Annotated in this window: 22 protein-coding genes; 7 read left to right on the top strand and 15 right to left on the bottom strand. The window is 66.4% G+C overall.

The genetic code is table 11. From position 1 onward, the window contains the following. Window positions 1-70: 70 nt before the first annotated feature. From CH339_RS01040 to CH339_RS01020, 5 genes are all read left to right on the top strand, one after another. Complete coding sequence (locus CH339_RS01040; RefSeq protein ID WP_170138342.1) at window positions 71-1558, top strand: xylulokinase; 1488 nt, start codon at window positions 71-73, stop codon at window positions 1556-1558. Window positions 1559-1612: 54 nt separating this feature from the next. Next, window positions 1613-2554 carry an ABC transporter permease gene (locus CH339_RS01035; RefSeq protein ID WP_111432399.1) on the top strand — a complete coding sequence of 314 codons (942 nt, stop codon included), beginning with the start codon at window positions 1613-1615 and terminating at the stop codon, window positions 2552-2554. A gap of 23 nt (window positions 2555-2577) precedes the next feature. Further along, on the top strand, window positions 2578-3519 hold the full coding sequence (locus tag CH339_RS01030; RefSeq protein WP_111432398.1) for a sugar ABC transporter substrate-binding protein: 942 nt from the start codon (window positions 2578-2580) through the stop codon (window positions 3517-3519). A 42-nt stretch (window positions 3520-3561) separates the two neighbouring features. Continuing rightward, window positions 3562-4317, top strand: coding sequence for an ATP-binding cassette domain-containing protein (locus CH339_RS01025; RefSeq protein WP_111432397.1), 756 nt, complete (start codon window positions 3562-3564; stop codon window positions 4315-4317). 101 nt (window positions 4318-4418) lie between these two features. Further along, entirely contained in the window at window positions 4419-7673 is a 3255-nt protein-coding gene (locus CH339_RS01020; RefSeq protein WP_111432396.1) for a GH36-type glycosyl hydrolase domain-containing protein, read from the top strand. 45 nt (window positions 7674-7718) lie between these two features. Here the strand turns inward: CH339_RS01020 and CH339_RS01015 are convergent, their stop codons facing one another. The 3 genes from CH339_RS01015 to CH339_RS01005 all read right to left on the bottom strand — a co-directional run bounded on the left by CH339_RS01015 (window position 7719) and on the right by CH339_RS01005 (window position 10733). Next, window positions 7719-8534, bottom strand: a complete 816-nt coding sequence (locus tag CH339_RS01015) for a carbohydrate ABC transporter permease (protein ID WP_111432395.1) — start codon at window positions 8532-8534, stop codon at window positions 7719-7721. Next, window positions 8524-9396, bottom strand: coding sequence for a carbohydrate ABC transporter permease (locus tag CH339_RS01010; RefSeq protein ID WP_111432394.1), 873 nt, complete (start codon window positions 9394-9396; stop codon window positions 8524-8526). The genes CH339_RS01015 and CH339_RS01010 overlap by 11 nt, the downstream gene beginning before the upstream one ends. A gap of 101 nt (window positions 9397-9497) precedes the next feature. Beyond that, window positions 9498-10733: an ABC transporter substrate-binding protein gene (locus CH339_RS01005; RefSeq protein WP_111432393.1), complete on the bottom strand. Its 1236-nt coding sequence runs from the start codon at window positions 10731-10733 to the stop codon at window positions 9498-9500. Window positions 10734-10996: 263 nt separating this feature from the next. Here CH339_RS01005 and CH339_RS01000 point away from each other — a divergent pair, with 263 nt between their 5' ends. Both CH339_RS01000 and CH339_RS00995 read left to right on the top strand, forming a co-directional pair. Then, the gene (locus CH339_RS01000; RefSeq protein WP_170138341.1) at window positions 10997-12016 is read left to right on the top strand and encodes a LacI family DNA-binding transcriptional regulator; all 1020 of its coding nucleotides are present in this window, start codon (window positions 10997-10999) and stop codon (window positions 12014-12016) included. Further along, entirely contained in the window at window positions 12013-12786 is a 774-nt protein-coding gene (locus tag CH339_RS00995; RefSeq protein WP_111432391.1) for a metallophosphoesterase, read from the top strand. Before CH339_RS01000 ends, CH339_RS00995 begins: the two co-directional genes overlap by 4 nt. 88 nt (window positions 12787-12874) lie before the next feature. Here the strand turns inward: CH339_RS00995 and CH339_RS00990 are convergent, their stop codons facing one another. From CH339_RS00990 to CH339_RS00935, 12 genes are all read right to left on the bottom strand, one after another. Then, window positions 12875-13849, bottom strand: coding sequence for a quinone oxidoreductase family protein (locus CH339_RS00990; protein ID WP_111432390.1), 975 nt, complete (start codon window positions 13847-13849; stop codon window positions 12875-12877). A gap of 4 nt (window positions 13850-13853) precedes the next feature. Continuing rightward, on the bottom strand, window positions 13854-14264 hold the full coding sequence (locus CH339_RS00985; RefSeq protein ID WP_111432496.1) for a carboxymuconolactone decarboxylase family protein: 411 nt from the start codon (window positions 14262-14264) through the stop codon (window positions 13854-13856). Between the two features lie 17 nt (window positions 14265-14281). Further along, the gene (locus CH339_RS00980; protein ID WP_170138350.1) at window positions 14282-15118 is read right to left on the bottom strand and encodes a branched-chain amino acid aminotransferase; all 837 of its coding nucleotides are present in this window, start codon (window positions 15116-15118) and stop codon (window positions 14282-14284) included. A gap of 49 nt (window positions 15119-15167) precedes the next feature. Continuing rightward, window positions 15168-16664, bottom strand: coding sequence for a sugar ABC transporter ATP-binding protein (locus CH339_RS00975; RefSeq protein WP_111432388.1), 1497 nt, complete (start codon window positions 16662-16664; stop codon window positions 15168-15170). Beyond that, window positions 16664-17701, bottom strand: coding sequence for an SMP-30/gluconolactonase/LRE family protein (locus CH339_RS00970; RefSeq protein ID WP_111432387.1), 1038 nt, complete (start codon window positions 17699-17701; stop codon window positions 16664-16666). The genes CH339_RS00975 and CH339_RS00970 overlap by 1 nt, the downstream gene beginning before the upstream one ends. Continuing rightward, a complete protein-coding gene (locus tag CH339_RS00965; RefSeq protein WP_111432386.1) occupies window positions 17698-19821 on the bottom strand; it encodes an ABC transporter permease in 2124 nt (707 codons plus the stop codon). Before CH339_RS00965 ends, CH339_RS00970 begins: the two co-directional genes overlap by 4 nt. Before the next feature lie 79 nt (window positions 19822-19900). Further along, window positions 19901-20920 (bottom strand): sugar ABC transporter substrate-binding protein, encoded by a 1020-nt coding sequence (locus tag CH339_RS00960; RefSeq protein ID WP_111432385.1) that lies wholly within the window; start codon window positions 20918-20920, stop codon window positions 19901-19903. A 50-nt stretch (window positions 20921-20970) separates the two neighbouring features. Continuing rightward, entirely contained in the window at window positions 20971-21957 is a 987-nt protein-coding gene (locus CH339_RS00955; RefSeq protein ID WP_111432384.1) for an ABC transporter permease, read from the bottom strand. A gap of 123 nt (window positions 21958-22080) precedes the next feature. Beyond that, entirely contained in the window at window positions 22081-23025 is a 945-nt protein-coding gene (locus tag CH339_RS00950) for a LysR family transcriptional regulator (protein ID WP_111432383.1), read from the bottom strand. A gap of 143 nt (window positions 23026-23168) precedes the next feature. After that, the gene (locus CH339_RS00945; RefSeq protein ID WP_111432382.1) at window positions 23169-24677 is read right to left on the bottom strand and encodes a tripartite tricarboxylate transporter permease; all 1509 of its coding nucleotides are present in this window, start codon (window positions 24675-24677) and stop codon (window positions 23169-23171) included. 41 nt (window positions 24678-24718) lie between these two features. Further along, window positions 24719-25222, bottom strand: coding sequence for a tripartite tricarboxylate transporter TctB family protein (locus CH339_RS00940; protein ID WP_111432381.1), 504 nt, complete (start codon window positions 25220-25222; stop codon window positions 24719-24721). Window positions 25223-25289: 67 nt separating this feature from the next. Further along, window positions 25290-26309 carry a Bug family tripartite tricarboxylate transporter substrate binding protein gene (locus CH339_RS00935; RefSeq protein ID WP_111432380.1) on the bottom strand — a complete coding sequence of 340 codons (1020 nt, stop codon included), beginning with the start codon at window positions 26307-26309 and terminating at the stop codon, window positions 25290-25292. Between the last annotated feature and the right edge of the window lie 61 nt (window positions 26310-26370).

Below are 26370 nucleotides of genomic sequence, written 5' to 3'. Positions count from 1 at the left end.
CATCCGTTGGGGATATGTGAGACCTCACGCTCGGCGGCACCGCCGGCAAGGTTTCGAAAGCGCAAGTCCATTGAACGTACTGGCAATCGATCTCGGCGGATCGGCCCTGAAGGCGCGGCTCTATGATGGAACGGACCGCATTCTGGCGAGCGCGCGCCTCCCGGCGGCGTTTTCCCAGCCCGACGATGCGTCGTCGGAGCAGGACGCGGAGGAATGGTGGTGCCTGCTGCAAGCGGCCGTTACCGAGATAGCCGCTACCGCCGGAACGGCACTTGCCGACACTGGCGCCATCGCCATCTGCGGCATGACCCGCACCCAGGTCTTTCTGGACGAAGCCGGAAACGCGATCCGGCCAGCCATCGGCTTTCGCGACCGGCGCGCCGAGCGGGTGGCCCTCGAAGCCAAAGCAAAGCTCGACTCCTCCCGCATCCCAGAGGCGAAAAACCTCAACGCCTATCACCCAGCTGCAAGGCTCGCCTGGCTGAAAGAGCACGAACCGCAGGCCGCCGCGCGGCTGAAGGTCGTCCTGGAACCCAAGGACTATCTCAACTTCCGCCTCACCGGAAAGACGATGACCGACCACATCTCCGAGGCCCGGCTGATCGCATCCTTTCAGGGCGGCCCCGCCTCGCTCGCTGCAGCACTCGGTCTGCCGGACATGCTGCCCCCCATCGGCCAGCCCTGGGATCGGGTCGGCACCGTTCGGGAGGGATTGCCCGGCGCCCTCGGCCGCCTTGCCGGCGCCGACGTCTATTGCGGGTCGCACGACACCTGGTCGGCGGTCGCCGGCATCGGCGCCATGCGCCCCGGCAGCGCCTATTGCATCTCCGGCTCGAGCGAGGTCTTCGGCCTGATGACCGACCGCCCGGCAAGCGCCGAGGGCCTCATCACCCTCGACTGGGGCGACATCTGGCACATCGGCGGGCCCGGCCTCAACGGCGCCAACGTGCTTGACTGGCTGCTCGACCGCTTCGGGCCCAAGAACGGAAATACGGATGACGCCATTGCGACCCTCCTGGCCGAACCGCCCGCTCCCCGCCCTCTCCTCTTCCACCCCTTCCTGTTCGGCGAGCGGGTACCGTTCTGGGACGAAAACCTCTCCGCGGCGTTTTATGGCCTATCCTCGGAACACGGGCGCGGCGATATGGTGCGCGCGGCCATGGAAGGCATTGCGATGGTGAACAGGCGGACCCTCGACCTCGCGGAAAGCGCGGCTGGAATCCAGGCGGAACAGGTGTTCCTCGCCGGCGGCGGCGCCAGGGTGCCGGAATGGCCGCAGATCCGGGCCGACATGCTGGACCGTCCGGTGGTCATCGTCTCAGAGGACCCCGAGGCCGGCCTGATGGGCTGCCTTGCCCTTGCGCGGGTCGCGAGCGGCCAAGCGGTCAGTCTCGCCGACGCCGCGACGTCCCTTGCCCACAAGACCGTCCGCATCGAACCCCGGCCCGATCGTCGCGAGCGCATGAATTTGCTATACGAACTCTTCCTTGAGAGCTTCGACACGGTATCGACCATCTCCCGCAAGCTCGCCGCCCTCGCGCGCAGCCAGCCCACGTGATATCCACCCGATGATACCCTCCCCCGTCGCCTTCATGAGCAAGAGGCCGTGCCGATGAAGCAGCTCGTCGCCAAATACGGCACCGCCCTTTCCGGCCTCGCCCTGTTCGTCGTCTTCCTCCTCTTCGCGCGCAATTTCGCCTCGCCGGCCAACCTTCTGACCGTGCTGAAGCAGGCGAGCTTTCTGGCGATCTTCGCCTGCGGCTTCACCTTCGCGCTGCTGACGTCGGAGCTCGACCTGTCCTTTGCCAGTATCGCCAGTCTTGCCGCCGTGATGGTCGGCTGGCTCCTGCATTCCGACACGTCCTGGCTGATCGCCGTCGCCGCCGGCCTTGCCGTCGGCACCATCGGCGGCCTCCTGAACGGGCTTCTCGTGACCGCGATCAAGGTGCCCTCGCTGATCGCCACCCTCGGCACGGCATCGATCGCCACCGGCACCGCCTTCATGGTCACCGGCGGCGTCGCCTTCGTCGGCCGCTGGGATGCGAGTTTCCTCGCGCTCGCCCGCGGCAAGGTCCTCGGCATTCCGTTCCTCATCATCATCATGTTCGCGATTGTCGCCATCTCCTGGTTCGTCACCCGCCTGACGCCCCTCGGCGTCCACATGCAGGCGACCGGCGAGGCGGAAGGCGCGGCCCACCGCGCCGGCATCGCGACCAAGCGCATGAAGCTCCTCGGGCTCACCCTTTCCGGCGCGGCCGCCGGCGCCGCCGCCGTGCTTCTGGTCGCAAACCTGAGCTCGGCGGCGCCGCAGATGGCCGGGGATTTCCTCCTCAACGCCATCGCCGCCGTTCTCCTCGGCATGACCATGTTCGACCCCGGCCGGCCGAACATCGCCGGCAGCTTCGTCGGCGCCCTGATCCTCGCCATCCTCGCCAACGGCCTCGTGCTGTTCGGCGCCCCCTATTACCTGCAGGACATCATGCTCGGTGTCATCGTCATCGGCTCGGTCGGCGTGTCGGCCAGCGTGCTCAAAAAGGCCGCGTTCTCGGTCTGATAAATTCCAGAAGGAGAAACCAGATGAAGAAAACCCTCATCGGGCTTGCCGCCGCAGCGGCGCTGCTCGCCCATTCCGCCGCCGCCAACGCCTTCGAGATCGGCGTCGTCGCCTTCCAGATGTCGTCGGAGACCCACGCCCGGGTCGCGAACGCCGTTGAGGCCGCCGCTAAGGAAAAGGGCTGGGACGTCACCGTCCTCAACTCCAACGGCACCTTGCCGACCCACGCCGAGCAGATCGAGAACCTCGTCCAGCGCGGCGTCGACGGCATCATCCTGGCGATGTCCAAGCCCGTGGAGTTCGACGCCCAGATGGCCGCCGTCAAGGAAGCCGGCATTCCGCTGATCACCGTCATGAGCGGCGCCAGCCCCCACGCCCTGATGGACGTGCAGGTCAACGAATACGCCGTCGGCGCCTCGGCCGCGCTCTACCTGCTCGGCCAGATCGGCTACCAGGGTCCGATCCTCACCCAGCGCTTTGAGTCCAATGTCGGCACCCGCGTGCGCGGCAAGATGCTCGACGTCGTGCTGTCGGAGAACACCGGCGTCGAGGTCGTCGGCACCCACTCCATGGCCCGCACCAAGAGCTGGCGCGAGGACGTGCGCAGCGGCATGAGCGCGCTCATCCTGCAGAACGCCGGCAACTTCAAAGGCATCTGGGCCTCCTTCGACGGCCAGGCTTTCATCATCGACGACCTCCTGAAGGAGCAGGGCATGAACAAGGGCGACGTGGTCCTCGTCTCCATCGACGGCGGCGCGGAGACCTACCGGCGCATCAAGGACCCGGACTCCATGCTGATGGCGACCGTCGCCATTCCGTTCGAGAAGATGGGCGCGGCCGCGGTCGATGCCATGCAGAAGATCGCCATCGACGGCGCCGACAAGGCGAGCATCACCTCCGGCCCCTACCTCTTCATGGACGCCGAACTGGTCGATGCGGCCAACGTCGACAAGTACCTCGACTAGACAACGGACAGGCGGGCGGCCCCGGTCGCCCGCGTCATTCCCATGAACCAGATCCTCTCCGTCACGGGCGCATTCAAGAAGTACGGCGCAGTGACCGCGCTGCGCGGCGCCAACCTCTCCGTCAATGCCGGCGAAGTGCATGCGATTTGCGGCGACAACGGCGCCGGCAAGTCGACGCTCATCAAGCTGATCGCCGGCGTCGAGACGCCGGACGCCGGAACCATCGAGGTGCGCGGCACGCCTGTGTCCTTCGGCGACCCCCAGGATGCGCTCGCCGCGGGCATCGCCACGATCCACCAGGATCTCGGCCTCGCGCCCGCCATGGCCATCTACCAGAACATCTATCTGGGCTCCGAACTGAGCGTGCGCTTGGCCGGCATCCGGGTCCTGCAGAAGCGGGCGATGATGCGCGGCGCGCGGGAGATTCTTGCCAAGATGAACTCGGTGATGACTGACATGACCAAGCCCGTGGAGGCCCTGTCCGGCGGCCAGCGGCAGGCGGTCGCCATCGCCCGCGCCCTGCGCTGGAACGCCGAGATCATCATCATGGACGAGCCGACGGCGGCCCTCGGCGTGCGCGAGACCAAAGAGGTGGTGCGGCTCATCAACGAACTGCGCAACCGCGGCGCCACCGTGCTCCTCATCAGCCACAACATGGCCGACGTGATCGCCGTCGCCGACCGCGCGACGATCCTGAAGGGCGGCCGGGCGGTGACGTCCCTGTCTCTGGACGGCGTCTCGGCCGATGCGCTGGCCAAGATGATCATGGACGGCGCGGACGACATCGAGGAGGCGTGAGGCTCCGGCCTTTCGCTTTGGGTAACCTCGCGCAGCAGGGCTCCTTCAATCTGACAACAATGCGCCCTAGGTTCACCGGATCCAACCAAGGACAGGCGGCAATGACGGGCACAGAAAGACGGACCACTCCCTCGGACGCGGACCTTGCGCTGCGGCATGCCACGAGCCCGTCCGGGCTCGGCGCCGCCGTGCTCCCGAACGGCGCGCTCTTTGCCATCGAGCACGATGCGGGCGACCACCGCACCATGGTCAACCAGGTGCTGGGCTCACCCCTCGGCGGCGGTCTCGGCCGCATCGTTCTGAGGCTCGGCGACGGTGCCGTCATCCCCATCGCCGGATCGGGCGCACGCGGCCTCGTCGGCAGCGAGGGCGACCGCATCGTCTGGCAATGCGAGGAAAACGGCGTCCTGTGCCGCACGACCCTCTGGCTGCATCCTGAAAGCCTGGTGTGGCTCTGGCGGATCGACGTCACCAACGGGGGCAAGAACCCGATCCGCTGCGATGCCGTGCTGATGCAGGATTTGGGCCTCGCCGACCGCGGCTTCCTCACCAACAACGAGGCCTTCGCCTGCCAGTATCTCGACCATCACATCGCGGAAGCCCCGGACATCGGCCCGGTGATCATGACCCGGCAGAACCTAGCCCAATGGGACGCCCACCCGTGGCTCGCCCATGGCTGCCTCGACGGCACCGCCGGCTTTGCCACCGACTTCCGGCAGGTCCTCGGCCCGGACCACCGCGACCGCGCCGGCTTCGACCTCCCTTTCGGAACGGACCTGCCGTCGGTGCGCCTGCAAGGCGAATGCGCCGGCGCGATGCTGCAGTCCGCCCCCCTTGAGATCGCCCCCGGCGCCACCGCATCCCGGACCTTCTTCGGCGTCTATCGCCCCGACCATCCGGCAGCCTCCGGCGACGCCGACCTCAGCGTGGTGGAGGAAGCCCGGCGCGCCAGCGCAGCGTTCGAGCCGCAGGACGTCCGCCTCCAGGAAATCCGCCGCAGCGTCATCGAGGAAGCCCCGCCCCTTGCGGTCGACCCCTTGAGCGATGCGGAGATCGCCGAGCGCTATCCGGATCGCTTCCTTGAGGAACGGGACGGCGGAACGATGCTGTCGTTCTTCGTCCCCGAAGGGCATCAGAACCGGCATGTCGTCCTTGGCGACAAGGAACGGCTCGTGGCCCGCCGGCACGGCACCATCCTCCTCAGCGGGACGAGCTGGATGCCGGAGGACGACGCCCTGTCGCTGACCGCCTGGATGCACGGCGTCTTCGGCGCCCAGCTCACCATCGGCAACACCTCGCTGCACAAGCTCTTTTCCGTCTCGCGCGACCCCTACAACATTATCCGCTCCAATGGCCTCAGGATCCTCGTCGACACCGGCGACGGCTGGCGCCACCTCGCCGTGCCCTCAGCGTTCGAGATGGGCCTTCAGGACTGCCGCTGGATCTACCGGCTGGGAGACCGGACGATCGCCGTCTCCATGACCGTCGCCGGCGATGCCGCCGCGCAATTGCGCGTGGTTTCGGATGGCGCTCCCTGCCGTTTCCTCGTCGTCGGCCACCTCGTCCTCGGCGAGCGCGAGCTCGACGGCGGCGGACGCATCGCGATCGATGGATCGAAAAAGCGCGCCGCCTTCCGGCCGGCCGTGGGCCGGATCTGGGACGAGCGCTACCCCGAGGCCGTTGTCCACCTCGTCAGCAGCACGCCGGAAGAAGTCGAGGCCATCGGCTGCGACGAACTTCTCTTTGACGGCGAAGGAAGCCGGACCGGCGAAGCCGTCGTCGTCCAGACCCGTGCCACCAACGCCTTCAGCCTCGCCATTGTCGGCGCGATGACGTCGCAAGACACGGCCGCGGCGCTCGCCGAGCGCTATGCAAGCGGCGTCGACGATGCAGCGATACTGGCCGAGACGACCGCCTTCTGGGATGCGGTCTCACCGCATCTCGCCCTCGACGACGGCAGCCGCGACGCCACCGTCGAGGCGATGAACACCGCCCTTCCCTGGCTCGTCCACAACGCCCGCATCCACGTCGCCGCGCCGCACGGGCTTGAGCAATATACCGGCGCCGCCTGGGGGACACGCGACGTCTGCCAGGGCCCGCTGGAACTGCTCCTGACGCTCCGCCAGGACGCGCCGGCTAAAGAGATCCTGAAGACCGTTTTTTCCCAGCAGGACGAGGTCAGGGGCGACTGGCCGCAATGGTTCATGCTGGAGCCCTATTCCTTCATCCGCGACGCCGGCGCCCACGGCGACGTCATCGTCTGGCCGCTGAAGGCGCTCTCAGACTATCTGGAAGAGACCGGCGACCTGGCGTTCCTTAACGAACGCATTGGCTGGCGCCGCGAGGGCGGCGGCGCGGCGAGCGATGCGCACAGCACGGTCGAAGACCACGCCGCGCGATTGATCGCCACCGTCGAGAGCCGTTTCCTTGCCGGCACGCACCTCATCCGATACGGCAACGGCGACTGGAACGACTCGCTGCAACCCGTCGACCCGGCAAAGCGCGACTGGATGGTCAGCAGTTGGACCGTCGCCCTGCTCACCCGCCAACTCAGCCGCTATGCAGAACTCATGCATCAGGCAGGAAAGGCCGAGGCCGCAAAGCACTGCAAGACCATGGCCGCGGCGATGCGCGACGACTTCCGCAAATTTCTCCTGCGCGACGGCATCGTCGCCGGCTACGCGGTCTTCGATGCCGGCGGCGCGGCGCCGGAACTGCTGCTCCACCCAACGGATGAAACAACGGGCGTCTCCCTCTCCCTCATTTCCATCACCGAGGCGGTGGTCGCCGGCCTGCTAACGCCGGACGAGGTCAGTGAACACCTGCGCCTGCTGCACGAGCGCCTGTCCTTCCCCGACGGCGTCCGCCTCATGGACCGGCCGGTTCCCTATCGCGGCGGTGTCGAGACGGTGTTCCGGCGGGCGGAATCTGCGTCCTATTTCGGCCGCGAGATCGGGCTCATGTATGTCCACGCCCACCTGCGCTATGCGGAGATGCTGGCCGGGCTCGGCGATAGTACCGGCCTCTGGAACGCCCTTGCGGTCGTCAATCCGATCGCGGTGACGGACGAGGTACCAAACGCCACACTCCGCCAGAGGAACGCCTATTTCTCCAGCAGCGATGCCGCCTTTGCCGATCGCTATCAGGCCCGTGAGGAATGGCAGCGGGTCCGGGACGGAACGATCCCGGTCGACGGCGGCTGGCGCATCTATTCCAGCGGACCGGGGCTCTTCGTCAACATGCTGATCCGCCACGCCCTCGGCAGCCGCCGCGAATTCGGGAGCGAGATCGTGGCCCCTTGCCTGCCGCCAGACCTTGCAGGACTACACATCGACCGGACCTCATCGCTACGATAGGTCGGCACCTGCTTCTCGACCCGAATAGCAACCGCCTCCCGGCGGTCACTTCAGCCCGCCGGAAAAGCCCCGCGTCAGGCCCTTCTGGACCACGCCGACGAGGGCGAGGATCGGCAGCGAGGCGATGAAGCCGATGGCCGACAGCCGGCCCCAGAACGTCTCGTCCTCGGTGATCAGCGTCGCGATGAAGGTCGGCAAGGTGAATTTCGATGGCGTCTGGATGAAGAGCAGCGCGTAGACGAACTCGTTCCAGCACAGGATCAGAACGAAGACGGCGGTGGCGATCAGCCCCGGTGTCATCAGCGGCACGACGACATGGACCATGCGCTGGAAGAGCGAGGCACCGTCCATCAGCGCCGCCTCCTCATAGGCGACAGGGACGTCGCGCACGAAGCCGAGCAGCATCCAGATGGCGAACGGCAGCGCATAGACCTGGTAGACCAGCACCAGCCCGGCGAGCGTATCGAGCAGGCCAAGGGTCCGCAGCACCTGGTAGAGCGGGATGGCAAGGACGATCGGCGGCGACAGCTTGATCAAAAGCACGAAGAGCAGGAAGGCCATGTCGGCGTTCTTCGGCAGCTTCAGGCGCACGAGCGCATAGGCGGCGAGGAAGCCGGCAAAGAGCGCCAGAAACGTCGCTCCGAAGGAAACGATGAGGCTGTTCAGCATCTTGCCGAGGATGCCGTCGTCTATAAGCTGCCGGTAGTGCTCGCCCGTCGGCGCGTTGGGCAACAGGTCGACGACCGGCGACACGTACTCAATCGGCGGCTTCACCGATGTGCCGACCATCCAGACGATCGGCAGGAGCACGAGGGCGGTGACCAGATAGGCGAGCGCCGGGCGAAGGACCTTACCCCGCATGGGACTCCCCCTTCATGATCCGGACCGCGTAGAGCGCGGCGAGCGCGCCGGCAATAACGATCATGATAACGGCGGCGGCCGAGGCCATGCCGACGTCGAAGAACTGGAAGCCGAGCCGGTAGACATACATGGAGAGCGTCTCGGTCGCCTGGCCCGGCCCGCCGCCGGTCAGCGCATAGACCTTGTCAAAAATCTTGAAGCTGTCGATGGAGCGCAGCAGGGAGGCCAGCAGGATGTGCGGTATGAGAAGCGGGATGGTGATCCGCAACAGGATCTGCCGAGGCCCGGCACCATCCATCCGCGCCGCCTCGTAGATCTCCGGCTGGATCGACTGCAGGCCGGCGAGAAGGATCAGGAAGGTCAGCGGCACGGTCTGCCAGACGTCGACGAGGACCAGCGAAAAGATGGCGATGTCGGGATCGAACAGCCACGCCACCGGCGGCAGCCCGCCGGCGCGCAGGACGTTGTTCAAGAACCCGAAATCATAGTGGAACCAGGCCCGCCAGATGGCGGTGACGACCATCGTGGAGAGCACGAAGGGCGCGACCAGCGTCGGGATGACGATGAAGCGGCCGGGAAAGCGTTTGCTGACGAGGAGCGCCAGCAAGAGCCCGAGGCCGACCTCGCTCGCGGTCGCCGTCACCGTGAAGAAGATCGTGTTCCAGGTGGCGATGCGAAAGAAGGAATCGCCGAGGAGGGCGGCGTAGTTCTCCAGCCCGACGAAGCTGGCGCCGGAAAAGCCATACTCGGTGTAGAAGAACGATAACAAGAAAACCCGGACGAGCGGATAGATCGTCAACAGGCCGAAGAGAAAGAGCGCCGGCGCGAGAAACAGCAGAGGGACGAGGCGCCCGGATTTCATTCCAATTCCTGTGGGGTCATTCGCCGTCAAATCAAAAACGCGAGGGGAAGCGGGCGGTCCCGCTCCCCCGATCTTGCGGCGCCCGGAGCCTGTGCGGCTCCCTAGTGCGACAGGGCGCGGGCGATCTTGCCGTTGGCCTCGGCGAGCGCATCTTTCGGCGCCATCTGGCCGATCAGGGCGAGCTGCAGGTAGTCGCCGAGGATGGTCTCGACCTTCGACCACTGGGTGATGCGCGGGCGCGGCTGGGCGTTCATCAGGGCCGCGACCTGGTTCGGATACCAGCGGTACTTGGCGACGACGTCGGCGTCCTTGTAGACGCTGGCACGGGTCGGCGGCGTGCCGACTTCCAGCGCCAGTTTCTTCTGCATCTCAGGCGAGGTCAGAAAGTCGATGAAGTCGCGGGCGCGATCCTTATTCTCCGAGTCCGCCGGCACGGCGACCAGCCAGGAGCCGAGCATCGGCGCCGGACCCTGGACCTGGCCGGGAGCGGCCATGATCTCGATCTTGCCCGGCACCTTGGAGGCACTCGGGTCGTCGAGGGACGGCGCCCAGGCCGGCCACAGCTCGATGGTCATCGCGGTCGTGCCCTGCATCAGCGCGTCGCGGACTTCCGTCGCGTTGTAGGTCTCAACGCCCTTCGGCGCGTAGGACTTCAGCTCCAGCCACAGGTTCATGGCCTCAAGCGCAGCCTCGCTGTCGAGCGAGGCGTTGCCGTCGGCATCGACGATGCGGGCACCATGAGCCCACAGGATCGGCAGGAAACCGGTGACGATCGGGTTCGCCTTCTGGCCGCGATAGACGACGCCGGAAACGCCGTCTTCCTTCTCCGAGATCACCTTTGCGGCCTTGACCACGTCGGTCCAGCTCTCCGGTGCGCCGAGGCCGAACTTCTCGAACAGGTCCTTGCGATAGGCAAACAGCTCCACATTGCCGACGAAGGGCACGGCGTAATAGGGGCCCGTCCCCACCGGATAGCGCGAGACGGCCCGGGCCGGGGCGACGAAATCCTCGTCGACGCCGCCGCCGAGCGCATCAAGGTCGGCGAGCCAGCCCTTGGCCATGAACTCCACCGCCCACGGGTCATCGAGCATGATGACGTCATAGGCGGCGGACTTTTCGCGCATGGCGATGGTGACCTTCTCGAAGAGGCCGCCGCCAGTCAGTTCCAGCCGTTCGATCTCAAGATCCGGGTTCTTTTCCTTGTAGGCATCGACGGCAAGGCTGAGCGCCTTGCCATAGCCGCCGTCGCGGCCGGCGATGACCAGCGTCTCGGCCTTGGCGGCGACCGCCGTCAGCGCCAGGGCACCGGCCAGGAGGGCCGAAGTCAGCACCTTCATGTTGCATCTCCCGTGATTGCTTGGTTCCTGTCAGCGGACCGCCACCCCGACGCTCCGGAAAATTCGACGCCCGTCTGTCGGGCGAATGCAGCTTCCCAACGATCGTGCGCATCGATTGCAAACGTTTGCACGATGGCCATAGCCTAACCAGTCGAGGTGACGCTTTTGTGAAGCCGGACAGGAGGTTTTACGGCTAAAAACTGCGGATGCGAGTCATCAAAAACGTTTGCAAAAACGACGCTGCTCTCCCAATAATCTCCGCCATGACTCGGGTCACCATCAAGGACGTCGCCAGGATCGCGGGGGTCTCGCCCTCCGCCGTCTCGCGCGTCTTCACCGACGGCGCCAGCGCCTCTGAGGCAACGCGCGAAAAGGTGCTGACGGTGGCCCGGGACCTCGGCTACCGGCCGTCATTGCTGGCGCGCGGCCTCGTCGGCACCAGGACCAACCTCGTCACCCTGGTGATGGGGCGGATGCACGACCCTTTCGACGCCCTCTTCCTCGACGAACTCGCCGAAGCGCTGGCCGCCCGCGGCACCCGGCTGATGCTCGCCTCGGCGGGGCGCGACGCAGCGGGCGACAGCGGCCTCCTGCAGGCGCTCGACTACAAGTCCGATGCGGTGATCGTTGCCGCCGGCACCATGTCGCCGGAACATGCGGATCTGTGCGTGCGCGCCGGCCTGCCGGTAATCCTCTCCGGCCGGGTGCTCGACGCGCCCGGCGTCGACAGCGTTCTTGCCGACAATGTCGGCGGCGGACGTCAGGCGGCGGAGCTTCTCGTGCGCACCGGCTGCCGCCGGCTCGCCTATCTCGGCCGCGGCGGCGCCACCTTTTCCGACCGCGAGCGCCTGAAAGGATTTGCGGGGGCCGCATCAAGAGCCGGTATCGAGGTTGCGACGACAGCCGTCGCAGACCGCGATCACGGCACCGTCTTTCAGGCCGCAACGGACCTGTTCGCCGGCCCGGCGCCGCCGGACGGCCTGTTCGCCTCCACCGACAGCATGGCGATTGCGGCGATCGAGGCCGCCCGCGCCGTCGGCCTTTCGGTGCCGGACGACCTGTCCATCGTCGGCTTCAACAACGTGCCGGCCGCCGCCTGGCGCAGCAACCAGCTCACCACCGTCGACTATCCCATCGCAGGCGTCGTTTCCGGTATCCTCGACCTGCTCGACAGCCGGCTCGCCGACCCGGACCGCGCGCGCGAAGTCCGGCGCATTCCTACAGGGCTGGTCGTGCGCGCCACCACCCGCGAAAAGCATCCGCATAGGAGAGGCTGCCCATGAAAATCGTCGTCATGAGCGACATCCACATCAAGGCGGCAGGCGACATCTGCGGCCGCTCGCCCCAAATGTTCCTGCGCCGGGCCATCGGCCATATCGCGGTGCACCACGGCGACGCCGACCTTTGCGTGCTCCTCGGCGACCTCGCCGACGAGGGGTTGCCGGCGGAATACAAAGACCTCGCCAGCCTCCTCTCTGCCCTGCCGATGCCGATCGCCTACACCCTCGGCAACCACGACGACCGGGGCAATTTCCTGAACCAGTTCGCCGGTGTCCCGCGCGACGGCAACGGCTTCGTCCAATCGGTCACCGATGTCGGTTCGCGGCGCTGTGTGCTGCTCGATACCAACGTGCCGGACTACGGCGGTGGGCGGCTCGACGGCGGGCGCCTGGAATGGCTGGAGGAAACGCTCGCCGCAAGCGACCGCAAGTGCCTCGTCTTCCTGCACCATCCGCCGATCGACACCGCACTGCCGGCCTTTGCCACCATCGCCCTCGACGATATCGAGGCGGTCGACGCCTGCCTGTCACGACACTCCGAGAAGGTCGAAGCCGTCTTCTTCGGCCATTGCCACATGAGTGTTTCGGGCCTCGTCGCCGGCATCCCGGCCTTCGGGCTGAGGTCGCTGATCTACCAGGCCATACCCAACCTTGCCGACGACCGCTTCATCAGCGCCCCCGGCCTTCCGCCGGCCTACAGCGTGATCGTCGAGACCGCGACCGGCCTGACGCTCCATGTCGTCGAATTCGGCTATGACGGGCCGATCGAGTGAAAAGGCGCCCGGCCGCGCGGCTCCTGCCCCATCGTCGCGTTGGCGGTGACAACGGGGCAGAAAGCGCGTTCCGCGGCAGCGCCGTCCCTCAGACCACCAGGATGGTCGAGCCGACGGTCTTGCGCGCCTCAAGGTCCGCGTGGGCGGCAGCGGCCTCCTTCAGGCGGCGCGTCGCCGCGACGTCGAGGCGGATGGTGCCGTCGAGGATGCGATCGAACAGGGCCGAGGAACGATCGAGCAGCTCGCTGCGGTCGACGATGTAGTCGAATAGCATCGGCCGGTTCGCCGAAAGCGATCCGCCCTTGGCGAGGTCCGACATCTGGAAGTCGCGGAGCATCCCCGACGACTGCCCGAAATTGACGAACATGCCGCGCCGCTTCAGGCATTTCAGCGAGCCGCGCCAGGTGTCGGCGCCGACGCTGTCATAGACCGCCTCGCAGCCCGCGCCATCGGTCAGACGCTCGACCTCGGCAACGAAGTCCTCCGACTTGTAGTCGATGACGTGGTCGTAGCCGTGCTCCCTGGCGAGCGCGACCTTCTGCGGCCCGCCGGCGGTGCCGATGGCCGTGACGCCGAGGGCCTTCAGCCACTGGCCGAGGATCAGGCCGACGCCGCCGGCCGCGGCATGGACGAGGACCGTGTCGCCCGGCTTCACCGCATAGGACGCGGTGACGAGATAGTGCGCCGTCAGTCCCTTCAGCATGGCACCGGCGATCGCGGTGGCATCGATGCCGTCCGGCAGCGGCACCAGCCGTTCGGCCGGCAGCACCCGCTGCTCGCGATAGGCACCGCGCGGCAGCACATAGGCGACCCGGTCACCGACCTTGAGGTCGGCAACGTCCGGGCCGACCGCTTCCACCACCCCCGAGGCCTCCGCGCCGGGGATCATCGGCGTCTCGGGCCAGGGGTAGAGGCCGCTGCGGAAATAGACGTCGATGAAATTGACGCCGACGGCCGTATGGGCCACGACGACTTCGCCCGGCCCCGGCTTCTCCAGCGGCAGGTCCGTCCAGACCATCGCCTCCGGGCCGCCGGGTTCCCGGGCCACCAATCCGCCGCCCATCGCCTCAGCCTTCCACCAGGAAGGCCGGGTCGACCGGCAACTGCATGGCGGTGACCAGATGGTTGGTCTGAGCGGCCAGCCCGATCAGCGCCAGCAGCTCGGAATATTCCGCGTCGGTCATGCCCTTGGCGCGCGCCGAAGCGGTGTGCGAATGGATGCAGTAGTTGCAGCCATTGGCGGTGGAAACGGCGATATAGATCATCTCCTGCATGACCGGCGAGAGCGCGGTGTCGCCCGTCATGACCGCCTTCAGGCCTTCCCAGGTACGCTTCAGCGTCACCGGATCGTTGGCGAGGCCACGCCAGAAATTGTTGATGAAATCGGTCTTGCGGGTCGCCCGAATGTCGTCGAACACAGCCTTGACGGCGGGGTTCGCCTCGGCGTCGGCATCGCTCAAGATCTTCACGGTTGCCATGGTTTCCTCCTTATCTTTCAGGCTTTCGCCCAGTCCCAATAAAGCTGGCGCGCCTTGCGCGCGATCGGTCCGAACTGCAATTGGGCGTCGTCGAAGCCGATCACCGGCACGACCTTGGAAATGTTGCCGGTCGAAAAGATCTCCTCCGCCTCGCGGAAGTCGTCGACGCTCAGTGTCACCTCGTGCACGGCAACGCCGGCCTCGCGCAAAAGGCCGAGGACGCGCTGGCGGGTGATGCCGTTGAGGAAGGTGCCGTTCGGCATCGGCGTGAACACCTCGCCGCCGCGCACCATGAAGACGTTGGAGGTCGCCAGCTCCGCCACATTGCCGTTGGCATCGCAGCAAAGGGCGTTCTGGTAGCCCTTGGCCTGCGCGTCGCGGACCATGCGCGCATTGTTGGCGTAAAGGCAGGCGGCCTTGGCGTTGACCGGCATCACTTCCATGGTCGGCCGGCGGAACCGGGTGGTGGTGATGGTGAAGCCGGTCGGCTCGACCATCGGCATCTCTTCCAGGCAGAGCGCGAAATCGGTGGTGTCGGGTTTCGGCGGCAGGATGCCGACATCGTTCTCCTCGGCCCAGTACATCGGCCGGATGTAGACGTCGGTGCCCGGCGCGAACTTCTTCAGGCCCTCGAAGGTCAGCGCCTCGATCTCCTCGCCTGTCAGCGTCGGCGCAAGGCCGAGGGCCTCGGCGCTGGCGTTGACGCGCTGCGAATGGCGGTCGAGGTCAGGAGAAACGCCGTCGAACAGGCGGGCGCCGTCGAAGACGAGGCTGCCGAGCCAGGTTCCGTGCGAGGTCGCGCCGAGGATGCGCAAATCGCCCTCGTGCCAGTCGCCGCGCCAGTAAGTCCAGATTGTCTTAGCCACTAGTGCCTCCTTTGCGCCGCCCGGAGCCCTTTCGGCTCTAGTGGACGGCCGCGTACATGATCTTTTCTTCCGTCGCCTCGACCGGCGACAATTCTTCCACGATGCGCCCCTGCCGGCAGACCAGGATGCGGTCGGACAGGTTCATGACCTCCGGCAGGTAGGACGAAATCATCACCACCGCGAGGCCGCGGTCGGCGAGCTCCTTGATGAGCTGGTGGATCTCCGCGATCGCGGCGACGTCGACGCCGCGGGTCGGTTCGTCGAAGATGACGACGCGCGGCTTCTGCACCAGCCCCTTGCCGATCACCACCTTCTGCTGATTGCCGCCGGAAAGTTCCACGACGCGGGCATTGGCGTTGATCGTCTTGATGTTGAGCCGCCCGGTCCACTCCTCGGCGAGGTCGCGGATGGCGCGCATGCGCACGACCAGGCTCGCCTCGCGGCCCGCCGCCAGAAGGCCGCTATAGAGGTTCTCGCCGATCCCCATGGTCTCGAAGAAGCCTTCGGACTTGCGGTCCTCGGTGATGTAGGCGATGCCGTCGCGCACCGCCTCGGCGGGCGTGTAGTAGCGCACCGGACGGTCGTCGAGGGCGATGGCGCCGCCGCGCAGGAAATCCCGCTTGTAGACGCCGGAGAGGATCTTGAAGGTCTCCGTGCGGCCCGAGCCGATCAGGCCGAAGACGCCGGTGATTTGGCCCTCGAAGATCGAGAACGACGTGTTACGGACCGCCGCGCCCATGGAGATGTCCTGCACGGAGAGCACCTTGCGGCCCGGCTTGCGCAGATGGCTAACGTCGCGCTTGTTGTAGAGCTGGCCAGACAGGGAGCGGCCGACCATGGCGGCGATGATCTTGTCGCGGTCGAACTCCGCCGTCGGCCCGCTCGCCACCAGAACGCCGTCGCGCAGGATGGTGATGCGGTCGGAGATCAGCAGCGCCTCTTCCAGCGCATGGCTGATGAAGACGATGGAGACCCCTTGCGCCTTCAGCCGGCGGAGGAGCGCAAAGAAGTGGCGCTTTTCCTCCGGCGTCAGCGAGGCGGTCGGCTCGTCGAAGATGATCACGCGGGCCTGGTGGTGGACCGCGCGGGCGATCTCCACCATCTGCCGCTTGGCGGCGCCGAGCGTTTCGACCATCGCCGTCGGATCGACGGCAAAGTTCAGCGACTGCAGGAATTGCTGGGCGGAGATGTAGACCCCGCGCAGCCGGTTGAGGAAGCTCTCCGAGCCGAGATAAAGGTTCTGCGCCACCGTCATCGACGGCACCAGGCTGGTTTCCTGGAAGACCATGGCGATGCCGGCGTTCAGGGCCTCGTGCGGGTTGGCGAAACGGGCTTCCTCGCCGCGGTAGAACATGCGCCCCGAGGTCGCTTCCACGACGCCGGCCATGACCTTGGTCAGCGTCGACTTGCCGGCGCCGTTCTCGCCGAGGAGCGCGTGGATCTCGCCCTCGCGCAGCTCAAAGTCGACGTCCTTGACCGCCGGCACGCTGCGATAGGCCTTGGTGATCTTGTCCATGCGCACGATCGGGTCCATCACAAGCCCTCCGGTGCGAGGATGCAGTTGCCGCCCTTGGAGGCGACGAGCAGTCGGCCGTCCGCCTCGATGGCGCTGGTCGTGCCGTGACGGCGCCCGTTGGCGCGGCTGTGCAGGCTCGCGACAGGCGCCAGATGCTCGTCGAGCCGCACGACCATGCCGTAGGACCGGCTCGGCGCCCAGGCCTTGTGGACACCCATGGTGCGGATGCCGCCGCATTGCAGCGGCTCCAGAAAACTGCGGCCCGAGGAGAGGGTCGGCGCGATCCAGTATTCGCGCGGCACCTCGATCATCATGTCGTAGCGATAGTGCTTTTCCTGCAGCACCAGTTCGATAAGCCGGTTGCGCGGCGCGAAGATCGACAACAGGACGCCGCCGTCCGCGGCGGGCGACAGTCGCGCCGGATAGCCCGGCAGGTGCTTCACGACCGGGTCCGACCCGCCGGCATCGACGCGCACCAGGCGATGGCGCCAGCTTTCCGAGACGATCGCCATGTCTCCGCTGCGCGGCAGGACGCCGTAGGGCCAGGCGAGGCCGCGCGCCATGCGCTCGAAGGCACCGCCGGCCTTGCGCCGCCAGACCGAGCCGGAGGCGTTCTTTTCCATCAGGTCGGCGACCCAGGCCGAGGGCGGGTGCTGCTCGGAGCCGTTGGCCAGCCACAGCGAGCCGTCTTCGCCATAGGCGAGCGCCGTGATGCAGGAAATCCCTTTCGGCAAAGGCAACGGCGTCCCGCCTTCGATCAGCGTGCCGTCATCGAGCGCGACGGCGAGCGTACCGTCTGCATCGGCGGCCAGCGCGGTGATCGGGACGGCGAAACCCTCCACCCGCTCCCGCTCCCCGCCCTCGCCCAGCCGGTAGAGGCCCGGGCCGCTCGAGGCATAGACGGTACCGGCGGCCTGGCACAGATTGTCGGCGACGGGCAATTCGGCAAGGACGGGCGCCTCGTCGAGGCCGGCATTGGCGCAGAACGCACCGTCGAGCGGCGGGATGGTGATCGCCTTGCCGCGGAAGAGGTCGAGGATCGGATCGAAGATCATGTCCGCGTCCCCCAATAGGCGGTGTTGGCGTCCCAGGTCGGATCGGCACCCTCGATCCTGAACCGGCCGATGCGGTTGTTGAGGATGCCGCCGATGAACAGTTCGCCCTTGTGCTCGCGCATGGAGGTGACCATCGGGTGCGAGACGCCGGAGAGGTCGGCCATGGTGCGCACGATGTTGAAATTCTCGTCGAACTTGACGACGCCGCCGGTATTGATGTTGGGGAACAGCCACTCGTCCTGCGGCAGCCGCCGCGTCATGCGCTTGCGCATCGACGGATGGCGCAGCGACAGGTCGAAGGACGGCGTGCGCATGCCGAGCCAGGCCATCCAATAGGTGCCGTCCGAGGCGCGGTTGATGTTGTCGGTATAGCCCGGCATGTCCTTGATGACGCATTCCGCCGTCCCCGCCTTCGGGCCTTCCAGCCAGTAGCGGTGGATGCGGCAGCGCCAGCTTTCGGAAAAGAACAGCGACTTGTTGTCGTGCGCCATGCAGACGCCATTGGTGTAGCGGTAGCCGTCGAGCAGCGTCTTGGTCGAACCGTCCGCCGGGTCGTAGACCAGCAGCCGGCCGGTGCCCCGGTTCTCGATGGAATCGAGCGCCCAGTCATGGGCGTCGTAGCGCTTGGTGGAATCCGTGAAATAGATCTTGCCGTCCTGCGCGATGTCGAGGTCGTTCGGATCGCGCAGCCGCGCATCGTCGTTGACCGAGGTCCAGGACCGCGCCGTTTCCGCCGAAAGCCGCGTCACCTTTCCGTCCGGCGAGATCGCGTAGAGCCCCATCGCGCCGACGCAGGTGATGAGGTTGCCGTCGGCATCGAAGGCAAGGCCGAGCGGGAAGCCGCCGATATGGGCAAAGACCTCCGAGCGTGTGTAGTCCGGGGCAAAGAAGCGGATGATCTCGCCGTGCCTGGTGCCGCAATAAAGGTTGTCGTTGCGGTCGAGGATGACGTCCTCGGGTCCTTCCAGCTCGCCGAGCCCGATATGCTCGGCCTCCGACAGCTTGTTGTTCAGCGCATAGGGCGTTCCGGACCCCGGCACCGCCGATTGCGGCTCGCCCATGCGCAGATAGACCGGCGCCACATAGACCTCGTTCAGCACCTTGTGGCGGTTCTTCAGCCAGCGGATGTCGATGGTCACGGCGACGGCGAGCAGGATGCCGAGCACCATCTGGTTGGTGCCGGTGCCGTAGCCGAGGCGGATCAGCCCGTTGGTCAGGACGAGCACGATGATCGCGCCCATCAGGCCCTTGACCACCGAGCCGCGTCCGCCGCCGAGGCTGTTGCCGCCAACGACCGCCGCCGTCAGGGCGAGGATTTCAAGCCCGCCGCCGGTGCCCGGTCCGGCGCCGGAGAGCCGCGTGGCGATCAGGAACCCGGCGAGCGCCGAGCAAAGGCCCGAAAAGACGTAGGTGAAGAACACCGTCAGCCGGACCTGGATGCCGGCATTGTGGGCCGAGCGCCGCGAGCCGCCGACGGCAAGCACGTGCCAGCCGGGGCGCGAGCGGGTCAGCGCCACATGGGTGACGACGGCGAGCACGATGGCCGACCAGATCGGCACCGAGATGCCGAGGAACGTGCCGTCGCCGATGAAGTCCCAGGTGTCGGAGGAAACGAACGACATCTGGATCTTGGAGCCATGGGCGACGATGAGGATGTCGTAGAGCGCCCGGCCGATGATGAAGGTGACGAGCGTGGTGATGAAGGCGCGAAGGCGCAGGAAGCCGATCAGGTAGCCGTTGACGGCGCCGAAGGCGAGCCCGGTCGCCAGCGACGCCAGCAGCGCGACCCAGACGGGCTGTTCCAGGATGAAGAAAGTGGCCACCGCCGAAAACGCGGACAGGGCGAAGATAGAGCCGACGGCAAGGTCGATGCCGCCACCGAGCATGACGACGGTGAGGCCGATCACGACGAGGCTGAACTCGCCGAGCTGGCGCGTCGATTCCTGCAGCGAATAGAGCTGGAAGAAGCCCGGAATGATGCTCCCGAACGTCGCCACCGTAATGATCAGGGCCAGGAAGGGGATGGCGTTGTCGGTCCAGCGCTTGGTCAGGATCTCGCCGATCAGATGGTCGGGGACGAGATTGTAGCGCCAGGCTTGCAGCCGCTCGCGAAGTTTCATCGACGATTCACAAAACCAGGAGAGGAAAGGGACGGTCGGAAAGTCCGACCGCCCCGGTCTTGGGCGAATGCACCCGGTGTCAGTTGCCGGCCATTTCCTGCAGGGCCTTCAGGTCCCAGCAGCTATCCGGCATCATGTTGTCCTTCGTCGTCGCATGAAGCAGCGTGTAGATGTAGGCCGACGAGGTTCCGGCCGGCTGGCCGCTCTGCAGCAGGTACTTGATCATGGTGACCATGTTGTAGCTCTCCTGCTTCAGCTCGGTCATCACCACGGCGCCGTAGGTGCCGTCGGCAATGCGGTCGCAATCGGCCGTCTTCTCGCCGCCGCCGGTGGTCACCAGGAACACCTGCTCCTGCTTGCCGGCATCGCGGATGGCGGCCGCCGCACCGGTCGCATCGCCGTCCCAGAAGTCGATGACGCCGCAGATCTCCGGATGCTGCTGCAACATGGTCGTCGTCACGTTGCGCGAGGTGGTCGCGTCCCAGTTGGAGTCCGGCTTGGCGACGACCTCGAAGTCGGGATACTTCTCCAGCACCTCCATGATGCCGGCATACTGGAAGAGGCTGGTCGCATTAACCTGGTCGCCCTGCACCAGACCGATCTTCTTGGAGGAGTCCGGACCACATCCCTTGACGACGGCTTCCGCCTCGAGCCGGCCGAGTTCGGTCCAGTCGCTGCCGAGATAGGCATCGGCCTTGAAGTTGGCCGGGTTGTCGACCAGCAGCACATAGATGCCGGCCTTCTGGGCGCGCTTCATCAGCTTGGAGTAGGAGTTGAGGTCCGGCGACATGACGACCAGGACGTCGGGCTTGGGATCCGACGCAATCGCCTCGGTGATCGCCTGGGCGCCGGCTTCGACGCTCCAGTTCGGATCGCGGGTCTCAAAGACGCCGCCGAAGGCTTCCACTTCATGCTTGAGGATCGCGGCCCAGCCCTGCGCCAGGTCGAAGCCCATGGCCATCGGCACCAGGAGCACGCGCTTATCCTTCAGCGCTGCGGCGTAGGCGGCGGGCGCCGGATCCGCGGCGTTGGCGGGCAGCGCGGCGAGCGCCGTGGCAGCCACGACGGCCGCGGCCAGAAAGGTCTTGATCGGTTTCATGCTTGTGTCCTTTGCCCAGTTGGAAGGTTTGTTGTTGTGCCGCGCCGGGGTCAGATGTCCCCCTGTTGCGCGGTTTGTTCGTCGCGCGGATTGAGCAGTCCGTCGACGATGATTGCGGCGAGCAGGATGGTCGATTTGATGAGGTTCTGGTAGAGCAGCGGGATGTCGATGATCGTCATCGCATTGAGCAGAATGCCGATCAGCGCCGCACCCACCAGCACGTTACGCACGCCCCCCTTGCCACCCGACAGGCCGATGCCGCCGATCACCGCGACCAGCACGATGTCATAGAGCAGGGTGGAGTTGACGACGCGGGTGTTGATGGAATGCAGGCTCGCCGCCGTCAAAAGCCCGGCCAGGAAGGCGGTCACGGCCGACAGGGCGTAGCGCAGCAACAGCATCGGCCGCACCGGAATGCCGATATTGCGCGCCGCGACCGGATTGTCGCCGGCATAGTAGACGTAGCGGCCCCAGACCGTGAACCGCAGGAAGACGAAGACGAGGGCGGCGAGCGCCAGGAACAGATAGACCTCCACCGGCACGCCGAGGAAGCGCAGGCCGCCGAGAAGCTCGACCCAGTGGCCGTCGGGGACCGGAACCGCATCGGAGGAGATGAGCTGCGAGCGCACATAGCCGAAGACGAAGGAGCCGCTCGCCAGCGTCACGAAGATCGCCGGCACGTCCGCATAGGCGACGAGGAAACCGTTGACCAGCCCGATCGCCAGCACACCGCCCAAGACCAGCGCGAACGCCTGGTAGTCGGGCATTCCGTCGCCAAGGAGCTGCAGGTACCAGGCGACCGACATGGCCATCACCGCGACCATGGAAAGGTCGATGCCGCGGCCGATGATGACCACCGACATGCCGAATGCCAGGATGCCGAGGACGGCGATGGAGCGCACGATGGCGATCAGGTTGCCGGCCGTCAGGAAGCCCGGAAGACCGACCATGGCCGCGACGAAGACAGCAAGGGCGACGACTAGGACGATGCGTTCCTGGTTCAGATTCCGCAGGAAAACTCCCGCACTGCCGCCCATGCACGCCTCTTTTCTCGATTGTTCGCGGCCCACGCGGAGCCCTTTGAGAAAAGCTTAGCGAGCGGCAAAAGCTGCCGTCCAATGAAAGATTCGGCTTAATACCTATGCCGATCGGGAATGAGTTCAGACGATGCGCAGGTGCCCGTGGGCCGTCCCGGCCGGCGTCTCGCCCGTCCCCTCTTCGGCCATGATATGGGCGCGCAGCGCCTCCACGAAGCGCCGCCCATAGGCCGGCAGCGGCACCCGGCTGTCCCACATGGCGCAGATATCGAAGCGCACCAACTCGCCGCGCAACGTGATCGGCCGGCTGACGAGCGACCGCCCGGCCAGCCGCGCCGAGGATGGCACGACGGCGATCCCGTTGCCACCTTCCGCGAGCGCAAACAGCGTGTGCGGCGAGGTCGCTTCCAGCACGATGCGCGGCACCGCCCGCGACAGCCGGCAGGCGGCATCGAACACCTCGCGCGAGGCATGGCGGCGGTTGAGCGTCAGGATCGGGCTTTCCAGGAGATCGCAGATCTCGATCGGCGCACCGGCGTCGGGCAACAGGTCAGGCGTCGCCACCGCGACGAAGGCGAGGTCTCCCAGCCGCACCATGTCGAACGGGTCGATCGGCGCCGACGGCATCGAGCTGATGATCAGGTGCACCGCGCCCGCCTGCAGCTTTTCCACCAGTTCCGGCCCGCCGCCGTCCTCCAGCCGCACGTCGATGCCGGCATTGGCCGCGCGCCAGTCGCCGAGGAACGCCGGCAGGTAGCGCTCGATGAGCTGCGAGCAGGCGCCGATCTTCAAGAGCCCGCTCTGGTCGCGGGCAAGGTCGCCGGCGAAGGCGCGCAAGTCCCGGTCGGCGGCGAGCACCCCGTTGATGCGCGACAACAGCGCCTCGCCGGCCGCCGTCAGGCGGATGTTGCGCTTCGTCCGCTCAAAGAGGCGCAGGCCGAGGGAATCCTCCAGGCTGCGGATCTGCCGCGACAGGGCCGACTGCGTGATGTTGAGCCGCTGCGCGGCCGAGGTGATGTTGAGGAGCTCGGCCGCGGTGACGAAGCCGGCATAGGTGCGGATGTCCATCGGTGTGCCTTTGGCTGATCCATAGACGCCCGCGCCGGCATCGGCACCGGGACTGTCGGATGTTCCGTGTCCGAAGAGTATTTCCGGCACTGCCTGCGCGCAAGGCTGCCGACGCCCGGCGCCGAACCGACGAAGCGGCGCCCTCACTCGGCCGGCTTTTTGCGCCGTCCGAACAGGCCCTGATAGAGCGCCCTTGCCAGAATGGAGACCAGCACGACCATCAGGACGAAGGCGATGGGCCGTTCGAAAAAGGCGCGATACCAGTGCGACCGGAACAATTGCAGCACGCGGACCAGTTCGTTGTCGGCGATCGAGCCCAGCATGACGCCCATCACCACGGCGACCGGCAGATAGCCGTATTTCTTCATCAGATAGCCGAGAAGGCCGAAGCCGATCATCAGATAGGCATCGAAGCTCACATTGCGCCCGGCATAGCTGCCCAGAAGGGAAAAGATCATCAACAGCGGGACGAGGATCCGCGTGTGGATCGCCAGCGAGCCGGAAAAGGCGTGCCCCAGACCGCCGGCAATCGTCACCATGAAGACTTGCGAAAGGATCGCCGCCGAGATCAGGCCGTAGACGAGCGGACCCTGCTGCTGCACCAGCGCCGGTCCGGGCCGCAGGCCGTGGATCGTGAGCGCCCCGAGCAGCACCGCCGTCGCGACGCTACCCGGCACACCGAGGGTGAGCGTCGTCATCAACGCGCCGCCCGAGCAGGCATTGTTGGCGGATTCCGCGGCCACGATGCCCTGCGGGTTGCCCTTGCCGAAGCTTTCCGGATTTTTCGATGTCCGGCGCGCGATGGTGTAGGAGGCAAGGGCCGCAAGGGTCGCGCCGGTCGCCGGGATCAGGCCGATGACGATGCCGATGACGGTCGACCGGCACAGATTGACGGGATAGTCCAGCGCGCGCCGGAATCCCCGGAAGATGCCCGCCACTCCCCGGTTCCCGGCCATCTTGTCCTGATCGACGATGTAGTCCTGGTCGATCATCAGCAAGAGTTCCGTAATCACCAGCATGCCGATCAGAACCGGGACGATCTGGACGCCTTCGACGAGATAGAGGCTGCCGAAGATCGCCCGGGATTCGCCGGTCGGCACCAGCCCGATGGTTCCGATGAGCAGGCCGATGGCCCCCGAGATGAGCGCCTTGACCGGATCGGCGGTGCCGACCGCACTGAGAATCAGGACACCGAGCAGGGCGAGCAGGAAGAGTTCGGCCGGGCCGAAGCTGAGGGCGATGTCGGCGACGTAGCCGATGCCGCCCATCAGGAACAGGTAGGAGATCGAACCGCCGAGCGCGGAGGCCGCAATGGCCAGGCCCAGCGCCTCGCCGGCCTTGCCCTCGCGGGCCATCGGATAGCCGTCGAAGGCGGTCGCCGCGTTTTCCGGGGCGCCGGGCGTGTTCAGCAGGATCGCCGAGAGCGAGCCGCCATAGGTGACGGCGACATAGACGCAGGTCAGGAAGATGAGCGCGTTGAGCGGCGTCAGCGTATAGGTCAGCGGCAGCAGCAGCGCCACGGCCATGCCCGACGACAGGCCCGGGATGGCGCCGACGATCATGCCGAGGAAACTGCCGAGGATGATCCAGAAGATCGTCTCGAACGACAGAATCGAGAGAGCGCCGGTAGCGATCTGCTGAAGAGCGTCCATGGGGTTGGCGTCACCTTCTGTGCGAACGGGGGTCCAGAGGTTCAGAACAGGGAAAAGATGCCTGCGGGAAACACCGCCGCCAGCACGGTCTTGAACAGATAGACCAGCGTCACGGTCATGATGCCCGGCAACAGCACGAGGAGGACGATCCGGCGCTCGCCAAGCACCAGCAGGGCCCCGAGAAGAAACAGGAAAATGCAGATCATGGCGCCGAGGTCGCGCCACAGCACCATCATCAGCGTTGCCAGCACCAGAAGCGCGGCCCGGCGCACCGCGCCGCGCCAGGCACCGTCCGGCGTCGCTGTCGCCTCGCCGGCCGCAAGCACCGGCGCGGCCTGCCTTTGCGCGAAAAACTCCCGGCCGATCGCCACGCAGCGAATGACGATCAGCACGAGCATGCTGACCGACACCAGGCCGGGAAACACCTTTGCCTGGAACGACAGCGACGCGGCCTGCCACCAATAGGCCGCAAGGAATGCCAGGCCGATCGCCGGCACGACAAGTTCCCCGGCAAGCCGTTCGATGCCCCGAGACGTCTTTGGCATGGCGAGCTCCCTGCGGTGCAGACCGCCGGCCCCAAGGCGCGGGCCGGCGGCAGGCCGGATCGTCGGATCAGTTTGCGGTCGTCGCCTTCAAGGCCTCCAGCGATTTCTGGAACGCGTCGCGGTACTCGCTGCCCGGCGCCATCTTGGTCAGGTCGCCGGCGCCCTGGTCCTTGATCAGCTTCTGGTACTCCGGATCGGTCGCCAGCGAGGTGATGGCATCCTGCAGCTTCTGGAACCGCTCGGGATAGTTCTCATGCAGCGCTGAGGGAACCATATAGACCATGTGCCGGGCGAGGAAATCCGGCGTCGGCGGCGTCACGCCATAGGGCTTGAGCGCATCGACCATGACCTCGGCCTCGGGCCAGCGCGGGCTGGCCGTGGCGGAGCCAATCATCAGCGCCTTGGTCTGGTCGCGCACGTCGAAACGGGCGAAATCGTCGCCGACCAGCGAGGTGACGTGGCCGCCGAGCAGGGCCGCCGTGGTCTCCCCGCCGGACTTGTAGCCGACGAAGTTGATGTCGACGTCGAGCGCCTTGAACAGCCACTTGGCGAACTGCTCCTGGACGGCGCCGGAATTGACCGCGACCGACAATTCGCCCGGGTTTTCCTTGGCTGCCTTGATGAAGTCGTCGAAGCTCTCGTAGGGAGCATCCTTGAGCACCAGGAGGAGACGCGGATCGACGATGTCCACCGCCAGCACCTCCACGTCCTCGCGGGCGTAGGGCGCGTTGCGCAGCGCCACGGTCATGGAGATGTCCGGTTCGTTGGTGGCGACGATGGTGTAACCGTCGGCCTCATCGCGCAGCATCGCGGTGATCGCGACCTGGCCGCCGGCACCCGGCATGTTCTGGACGACGACGGACGAGCCGAGCTTCTTTTCCAGGAACCCGGCCATCATGCGGGCCTGGCGGTCGGTGCCGCCGCCGGCGCCGTAGCTGACGACCAGGTTGACCGGCCGGGAGGGAAAGTCGTCGGCGGCCTGGGCGGACGACGTCGCGAACACCGGGGCTGCAGCAAGCGGCATGGCCAACAGCGCGGCCGACACCAGGCACCTGGTGCCATGGGCTATGCGATCAACGAAACTCATGGTCTTCTCCTCTGTGAAGTCTTTGCTTCAGGTGGTTGTTTTTCTCCGGTGTTCCCGCGAC

Origin of the sequence: Rhodobium orientis (assembly GCF_003258835.1) — a bacterium.
GTDB classification, from domain to species: domain Bacteria; phylum Pseudomonadota; class Alphaproteobacteria; order Rhizobiales; family Rhodobiaceae; genus Rhodobium; species Rhodobium orientis.
The sequence above is the reverse complement of the archived record's forward strand: the minus strand, read 5'-3'. Positions and strand labels throughout refer to the sequence as shown.